9 protein-coding genes are annotated in these 7,794 nt (G+C 37.9%); 8 read left to right on the top strand and 1 reads right to left on the bottom strand.

What is annotated here, in order from left to right; genetic code table 11:
• The 3 genes from QZN27_RS08000 to QZN27_RS07990 all read left to right on the top strand — a co-directional run.
• A partial coding sequence (locus tag QZN27_RS08000; protein WP_296786138.1) for a DUF3320 domain-containing protein occupies positions 1 to 422 on the top strand: 422 nt, incomplete at its 5' end.
• Between the two features lie 8 nt (positions 423 to 430).
• A complete protein-coding gene (uvrC, locus tag QZN27_RS07995) occupies positions 431 to 2,131 on the top strand; it encodes an excinuclease ABC subunit UvrC (protein WP_296786136.1) in 1,701 nt (566 codons plus the stop codon).
• Positions 2,132 to 2,334: 203 nt separating this feature from the next.
• On the top strand, positions 2,335 to 2,775 hold the full coding sequence (locus QZN27_RS07990; RefSeq protein WP_296786133.1) for a zinc ribbon domain-containing protein: 441 nt from the start codon (positions 2,335 to 2,337) through the stop codon (positions 2,773 to 2,775).
• Here the strand turns inward: QZN27_RS07990 and QZN27_RS07985 are convergent.
• Complete coding sequence (locus QZN27_RS07985; RefSeq protein WP_296786130.1) at positions 2,769 to 3,068, bottom strand: hypothetical protein; 300 nt, start codon at positions 3,066 to 3,068, stop codon at positions 2,769 to 2,771. The genes QZN27_RS07990 and QZN27_RS07985 overlap by 7 nt on opposite strands.
• A gap of 84 nt (positions 3,069 to 3,152) precedes the next feature.
• Between QZN27_RS07985 and QZN27_RS07980 the strand changes: the two genes are divergently transcribed.
• The 5 genes from QZN27_RS07980 to galE all read left to right on the top strand — a co-directional run bounded on the left by QZN27_RS07980 (position 3,153) and on the right by galE (position 7,735).
• Entirely contained in the window at positions 3,153 to 4,859 is a 1,707-nt protein-coding gene (locus tag QZN27_RS07980) for an ATP-binding cassette domain-containing protein (RefSeq protein ID WP_296786127.1), read from the top strand.
• Positions 4,859 to 5,284, top strand: a complete 426-nt coding sequence (locus QZN27_RS07975) for a universal stress protein (protein ID WP_296786122.1) — start codon at positions 4,859 to 4,861, stop codon at positions 5,282 to 5,284. Before QZN27_RS07980 ends, QZN27_RS07975 begins: the two co-directional genes overlap by 1 nt.
• Positions 5,285 to 5,406: 122 nt before the next feature.
• Positions 5,407 to 5,574, top strand: coding sequence for a 4Fe-4S binding protein (locus QZN27_RS07970; RefSeq protein ID WP_292603138.1), 168 nt, complete (start codon positions 5,407 to 5,409; stop codon positions 5,572 to 5,574).
• A 4-nt stretch (positions 5,575 to 5,578) separates the two neighbouring features.
• Positions 5,579 to 6,757, top strand: coding sequence for an NAD(P)/FAD-dependent oxidoreductase (locus tag QZN27_RS07965; RefSeq protein ID WP_296786115.1), 1,179 nt, complete (start codon positions 5,579 to 5,581; stop codon positions 6,755 to 6,757).
• Between the two features lie 9 nt (positions 6,758 to 6,766).
• Complete coding sequence (galE, locus tag QZN27_RS07960; protein WP_296786112.1) at positions 6,767 to 7,735, top strand: UDP-glucose 4-epimerase GalE; 969 nt, start codon at positions 6,767 to 6,769, stop codon at positions 7,733 to 7,735.
• The last annotated feature ends 59 nt before the right edge of the window (positions 7,736 to 7,794 follow it).

Below are 7,794 nucleotides of genomic sequence, written 5' to 3'. Positions count from 1 at the left end.
TTGAAGGTCCAATTCATGTAAAAGAAGTCACAAAAAGGATAAAGGATAGCTGCCATATCAAACGTGCCGGTTCTAATTTGAAAAAAACAGTTAATGCGGCTATTGAAACATCAGAAAACTCCGGCAGCATAATTAGGATTGGGGACTTTTTATATGATGCATCAAATAATGATGTTCTTATTAGAAGAAGGAATAAGCCTAATATAGAATTGATTTCAGACGAAGAGATAGCTAAAAGCATAGAGCTTGTATTAACTTATAATCCACATATTCCAACAAAGCAGCTTGCCAAAGAAACCTCACGTAATTTTGGATTTAGGTCCACATCTAAAAAGACTGCAACAAGAATCAATGGAGTATTGGATTTAATGATTGCAAATAATAGAGTTAAAATCGACAATGACTATGTTGAACTTAAATAGTGTTTTTTATGTCAACCAAACTTAAATCTCCTGATAATTTGCCCAATAAGCCCGGCGTGTATATAATGCGCGATTCTTCCGACACCATCATATATGTCGGCAAGGCGAAAAATCTCATTAAAAGGGTCAAATCTTATTTTAGGGAAAAACTGGACAGGCCGAAAACTCAAATACTGATGAGCCATTTCGACAGCCTGGAATACATTGTAACCAATTCCGAAAAGGAAGCGCTGATTCTAGAGGCCACATTAATTAAGAAGCATCGTCCAAGGTATAATGTCCAGCTGAAGGATGACAAGAGATATCCATACGTTAAGATAACCGATGAGGATTTTCCGAGACTGGTCATTACTAGGAATGTTACAAAAAACGGAATTTATTATGGTCCTTTCACTGATGTGGGTTCGGTTAAGCAAACTGTCAAATTTTTAAAATCATTATTTAAAATTAGGACCTGCCGCAATATGAATGGACCCTGCCTGAATGCTCAGATTGATTTGTGCAACGCTCCATGTGACGGCAGGATAACCAAAGAGGAATATTCCGAAATCATCAATAAAATCGATTTGTTTTTCCAGGGAAAATATTCTGTAATCGTTAAGGCGGCCGTCATAAGGGATCAGATTGCATCCATAGAGGAAATTATGGAAAAGCAGTTTGTCGATTTGGTGGATGATGATCTGGACCAGGACGTGATTGCAATTGCTCCAGGCGAAAATGAGGTTGTAGTAATCATCATGCCGATTAGAAACGGCAAGATTGTAGGTCGTGATGACTTTTTGATGAGCGCATCCCAATATGATTCGTCATCTGAAATCATGTTCGCTTTTATTCAGCAGTATTATGGTTATAATAGGCATGTTCCAAAGCAGATTCTTCTGGATGAAGATATTGATGATAAGGAGTTGCTTGAAGAGTGGTTAAGTGATTTGAGGGGAAATAAGGTTAAAATCAAGGTTCCTCAAAAAGGTGTTAAATTAAGGCTGGTCAAGATGGCAAAGAAAAACGCCGAAATCATCAAGCATCAAAAGAAAAAGATGGAATCCGCATTGATTGAGCTTAAAAAATACCTTAAACTTGAAAAAATGCCTCACGTAATCGAAGGATATGACATCAGTAACATTTCGGGCAAATTTGCAGTCGGTTCAAAAGTGTCATTCAAGGATGGCAAACCCGACAAAAAAAGGTATAAACATTTCAAAATGGAAACTCCCGGTCCGAACGACTTTGCGATGATGGAGGAATTGCTGACCCGCAGATTGAAAATGGTCGATCGTGACCCTGAACCTGACCTGATAGTCATTGATGGAGGTAAGGGACAGCTGGGCATGGCATGCGGAGTATTGGAGAAATTGAATTTGACTCATATTCCAATTATTGGTCTTGCCAAGGAATTTGAAGAGGTGTTTACTCCTAATTCTAAGCGTCCGATTATAATTCCTAAAAACAATAAGGCATTGTATTTACTTCAGCAGGTAAGGGATGAATCTCACAGATTTGCAATAACTTATCATAGGAAACTGCGCAGTAAGAATATTTCGGCCTCTTCACTGGACGATATTGCTGGCGTGGGCAAAAAAAGAAAGGTTGCTCTTTTAAAAGAATTTGGAGGCATTGATAATATTAAAATGGCTTCTGTGGACCAGTTAGCTAAAATAGACGGCATGAATCAGAAAACGGCTGAAAATGTCTATAATTATTATCACTAACGTCTAATTATTTTTTAGAAAAAAATACTGATTTTCCATTAACTTTAAATATAAGTATTTTTAAAAAGTTTTTATAACGAAATTGAAAAGGTTATATTTATATGGTAAAATGTCCACGGTGCGGGTATGATAATTCGCCCTCTGCCGTATATTGTGATAACTGTGCCTATCTTCTTTCCGACTCACAAGGCAAAAAAATAAAAATGGTGAAGCGTGAAAAAAGTTGGAACATGGGCATAGCTAAAAAAATTGTAATTGTGTTGGGAATCATTATTATAACATATCTGATGTTCACTATTGTTTATAATCACACCCAACCGAACGACCAAGACTCATTAAATGTCATTACTGATGATGGGAGTCATCTTCAAACTTCTTCTTATCCTTACAAAGCAAGAATTTCCTACGAAGGTAGTTGGTATGCTGAAATGGGCGATCCAAACTATCTTGTAAAAGAGGCGGGTGACGGCACAAAAACTATTGTTCTCGATTGCGCCCCTTGGGAAAGAGTTTGCATCAATGCACAAAAAGAAGATTATGGTGAAGGTGAACTGAAAATAGAGCTTTTAAAAGATGATCAGGTTGTAGCTAAAAATACAACTTCCAATGCTGTAGGAAACGTTGTGATTAACTACAATTATTGAAATTGTTTAAGTCTTTCCTCTAAAAGTTCAACCAGCTCATCGGTTTTGTACAGTCTGATTTCCTGGGAATCTTTATCCTTGAATATCTTGATAAAGTTAATAAGGTCATTGCATAGTTGGTCGTATTGGATACTTAGTGTGTTGAAGTTATTCAGTAGTCCGAATGCCTTTTGCTGGTCTAGTTTAGGTTCGTCTCTTAAAATCCTTTCCATATTGGCAAAATGGGTTTCAATCATTATTTTTTCCTGTTCTAAGATATCCATATATTCTTGTATTTTATTGTCGCTAGCCATTTTTATCACTTGTTTTAATATTAAATTGTCAACATATAAATAGTTTCAAAAATATATTTGTATAAGTATAAAGGGGCATTAATAATGATTAAAGTTGAAAATGTAAGCAAAGATTATGAATTGACTGACGGAACAAAAGTCACAGCACTTAAAAATGTCAGTTTTGAAGTTAAAGAAGGTGAAATACTTGGAATCATGGGAAAAAGTGGTTCCGGTAAAACAACACTCTTGAGAGCTCTAAGAGGTGTTGAACATATTGATGAAGGAAGCATTGAAGTCGGTAATGTAAAAGTCACTTCTGAGTCTTCACAATTTTATTATAATGAACTTAAAAAGGAGACAGCTATCCATCTTCAAAGGTCTTTTGGAATATGGCCGGATACTGTACGTGAAAATGTATTGCGTAAACTGTATGCCAGAAGATACTTTGATGAGGGGGACACCAATTTTGAAGTTGCCGAAAGTGAATTCGGTGAGGAAGCCGATGAACTGTTGGAGCTTGTTTCTTTAACCCATAAAAAGGACCATTATGCATCTGTCTTGAGCGGTGGTGAAAAACAGAGACTCATCATGGCAAGGCAACTTGCAAAACAGCCTACAGCTTTACTTCTTGATGAACCTGCAACCATGGCATGCCCTAAAACAAAACAAGAAATTTTGGATGCAGTTAAAAAGATCAACAAGGAATTGAACATAACCATTATTATCGTATCCCACTTGCCCGATATCCAAAAATACCTGGCGGATAGAGTAATTCTGCTTGAGGATGGTGAAATTGTTGATGAAGGCTCACCAAAGGAAATCTGTGATAAGTTCATGGCAGATATGGACGATATTGTGGATATCCAAAACATCTCAACCGATGAGGACCTCATTGATGTAAAGGATGTCTATAAAAGGTTCTATTTGCTGACAGGTGGTGAAGTTCTTCAGATGGAGGACATCAACTTCAAAGTTCAGGATAAAAATATTCTAAGCATCATCGGACCCAGCGGTGCCGGTAAAACAGTACTTTTAAGAATGCTTGGAGGATTGGATGATCCTGACAAGGGTGAAGTGCTCTACAAAGTGGAGGACAAATGGGCAGATATTGACATTCCTGGATATGACCGTATGAAGATACGCTCAAAATTGGGCTTCATGCATCAGGAATTTGCCCTGACTCATTATGCAACCGTATTAAGCCAGCTTTCCACAAGACTTGGTTACAAGAAACAGGATATTGTTAATGAAGCCAAGGCAAGAGCTGAAAAATTGGGATTGAGCGAAGAATTATTGGATTCATTTTATTTATTAACAGATTTGCCTGAAACCGAGGCAAAAGAACGTTTAAGGCAAGTAGGATTGGATGGCGAAATCTTAAATGACCTGTTCCCGAGATTTCCGGAAACCGCTACAAAAGAGGCTGTGGCGGACATTTTTGAAAGTCTTGATTTGGACATGGATATCCTTCACAGAAAATCCTATGAACTGTCCGGTGGTCAGAAGGTACGTGTAATGCTATCACTGATATTGGTTTCAAGACCAAAATTCCTGCTTTTGGATGAACCGTTCGGTGATTTGGACCCTGTCACCTTAAGGGATGTTACAAATGCCTTAAAAACAATTTCTAAAGATTATGGAATCACCATTGTAATGGTTTCCCACAACACTGACTTCATTAAGGAACTGTCAAACAGGGCAATATTCATGGATGACGGAAAGATCATTGATGACAGTGAAGACATTGACGAAATTGTAGATAACTTCATTGATTTCTGTCATGCGGATTATTTGAAAGGGGATTGCTGATGTTTGACGTTATTGCAGTTCCTGTTGACGGGTCAGACTATGGATATGAGGCAGCTGATGTGGCCATTGAGATAGCCCGGAAATTCAACTCCAAAATCGCAGCCGTGCATGTTCTGGAGGAATTTTCATTCAATAGCTATGATTCAGAGGAAGATTCCGGTGATGAGATTCTATCGAAGATAACCAAAAAGGCATCTGAAGTTGATGTTGAAGTGGTTGAACATCTGCTCACTGCGGACCCTTTAAGGGACATGAAATTCATTGTTGACCAGACACGTGCAGATTTGGTTGTTATCCATGCTCATGGAGCCAACAACAACAGATTCGTATCATTTGAGGAAAATAATGTCAGTGACACTCAAATCGGTTCAGTTTCTGAAAGGCTTTTGAGAACTTCAAAAGTTCCAGTGTTATTAGTCAAATAACACTTTAAAACTTTTTTTTCTTTTATTTTTCCTATTATATAGCTATTTTTTGCATACTTTTAAATATAATAAAAAACTAACTATTTATAACATAAATTGTTTATATTAAAGGAGATATTTTTATGATTGTAAAAGATTGGTGCTCATTCTGCGGCGAATGTGCCGGAGTTTGTCCAAGAAACCTGATTCAAGTAAGAGAATACAGTTTAGTATTTAATGAAGATGAATGTAAAGAATGTTCAATATGTATTGATGCATGCCCTATTGATGCATTAGAAAGAGAGGAATGATAACATGATTGAAACTGATGTAATTGTAGTAGGTTCCGGACCTGCCGGTTCAAGTGCAGCAAAACACGCTGCATTAGGTGGAGCAAAAGTAATTTTAATGGATAAAAAATCTGAAATTGGATCTCCAAAAAGATGTGCTGAAGGGGTTTCAATCCAAGGGCTTGAAAAATTAGGTATTGAACCTTCCCCAAGATGGGTGACCCAGGAAATCCAGGGTGTAAGAATCCAGACTCCTGATGCAACTGACGTATGGTTGACAAAGGATGAAGTTAAATTGCCTGAAGCAGGTTACATTCTCGAAAGGAAAGTGTTCGATAAGCACATGGCAATGGATGCTGCAAGAGCAGGCGCAGAAATCAAAATCAAAACTTTGGTGACAGGCATTGAAAAAATCGATGACGGTTATATTGTTAAAACCGAATGCATGGGTGAAAAGATTGATTACCAATGTAAAATACTGATTGCCGCTGACGGTCCTGAAGGTCACGTTGCAAGATGGGCAGGTCTCAGGCCGGCCGCAAAACCTAAGGAAATGGAATCCGGTGTACAATACGAAATGTGTAATGTTGAATTTGAAAGACCTGGCGTCATTGAATTTTACTTAGGTTCCTGTGCTCCTGGAGGATACGTGTGGATTTTCCCTAAAGGAGATGACATTGCAAACGTCGGTTTAGCAATTCTTCCTCACAAAGCAGAAAAAACAGCAAAAGAATACTTGGATGATTTCGTTGCAAAATCACCTTACCTTAAAAATGCTCAGGCTGTTGAATTGAATGTGGGAGGAGACCCTGTTGGCGGAATGACTAAAAAACTTTACGATGACAACATAATGGTTGTAGGAGATGCTGCAGGTCAGGTAAATCCATTGACCGGTGGAGGAATCATATCCGGTATGACCGGTGGAATGTGTGCAGGTCAAGTGGCAGCACAGGCCATTAAGGAAGACTGCTCCAAAAAATTCCTAAAGCAATACGATGAAATGGCACATGCAGAGCTCGACCATGAAATCAAAAGATATAAGAAAGTGCAAGAATACCTGTTAACATTATCCGATGATGAATTGGACAGCATTGCACATGCATTCCAAGGTGAAAGCTTCGATAAAATTTCCACAACTGAAATTGTTAAAAAATTAATTAAAGTATCTCCAAAAGCTTTACTTAAATTAGGCAAATTCGTATAGGTGTTTAAATTGATTCTGGTTACTGGTGGAGCAGGCTATATTGGTTCCCATACCAATAAGGCCTTACATAATGCAGGTTATGATACTGTAGTAGTGGACAATCTCTCAAAAGGTTATGAGAATTTTGTAAAATGGGGAACCCTTGAAAACTATGACATTGGAAGTAGTGATTTGAGGGAAGTTTTTGAAAAATATGACATCGATGGTGTCATTCACTTTGCAGGATTCATTTCAGTAGCGGAATCTGTCGAAATGCCTCAAAAATACTTAAAAAACAATTATAAAAATACTGTAAATCTCCTTAAAGTAATGAGAGAATATAATGTAGACAAATTTATCTTCTCTTCAACTGCAGCGGTTTATGGAAATCCCGAAAAGGTTCCGATAACCGAAGATTCAAATTTAAAGCCAATCAATCCTTACGGACACTCCAAATGGTTGGTTGAAAAGGCACTTGAAAGGGAAGCTGCAAAAGGCGACTTCAACTATGTTGCGTTAAGATATTTCAATGCATCAGGATGTGATTTCGACGGTCAGATTGGAGAGTTCCATGACCCTGAAACCCACCTGATACCGTTGATATTGGATGCCGCTATCGGAAAACGTGACTGCATTTATATCTATGGGGATGATTACGATACTCCTGACGGAACATGTATCCGTGATTATATCCATGTAAATGACCTTGCCGATGCCCATATTAAGGCATATGAATATTTGTGCAATGAAAACGAATCAAATATATTCAATTTGGGAAACGGACAGGGATTTTCTGTTCGTGAGGTTATTGAAATGTGCAAAAAGGTCACAGGACGTGACTTTGAAGTTAAGGTTGATGAACGCCGTGAAGGTGATCCCGCTCGCCTGATAGCGGATTCCTCCAAGATTCAAAACAAGCTTGGCTGGACTCCACAATATGATTTGGAAAAGATTGTCGAGTCAGCTTGGATGTGGCATCAGAAAATCAATGGAATTTAGGTAATGTTCATGGAAACCCAGAATCATGAATCTAAAATTGATGTTCGTATAATTGTAGG

The sequence above is a fragment of the uncultured Methanobrevibacter sp. genome, assembly GCF_900316895.1.
Taxonomy (GTDB): domain Archaea; phylum Methanobacteriota; class Methanobacteria; order Methanobacteriales; family Methanobacteriaceae; genus Methanocatella.
Note: the sequence above shows the minus strand (reverse complement) of the source record. Positions and strands in the feature narration are given on the sequence as shown.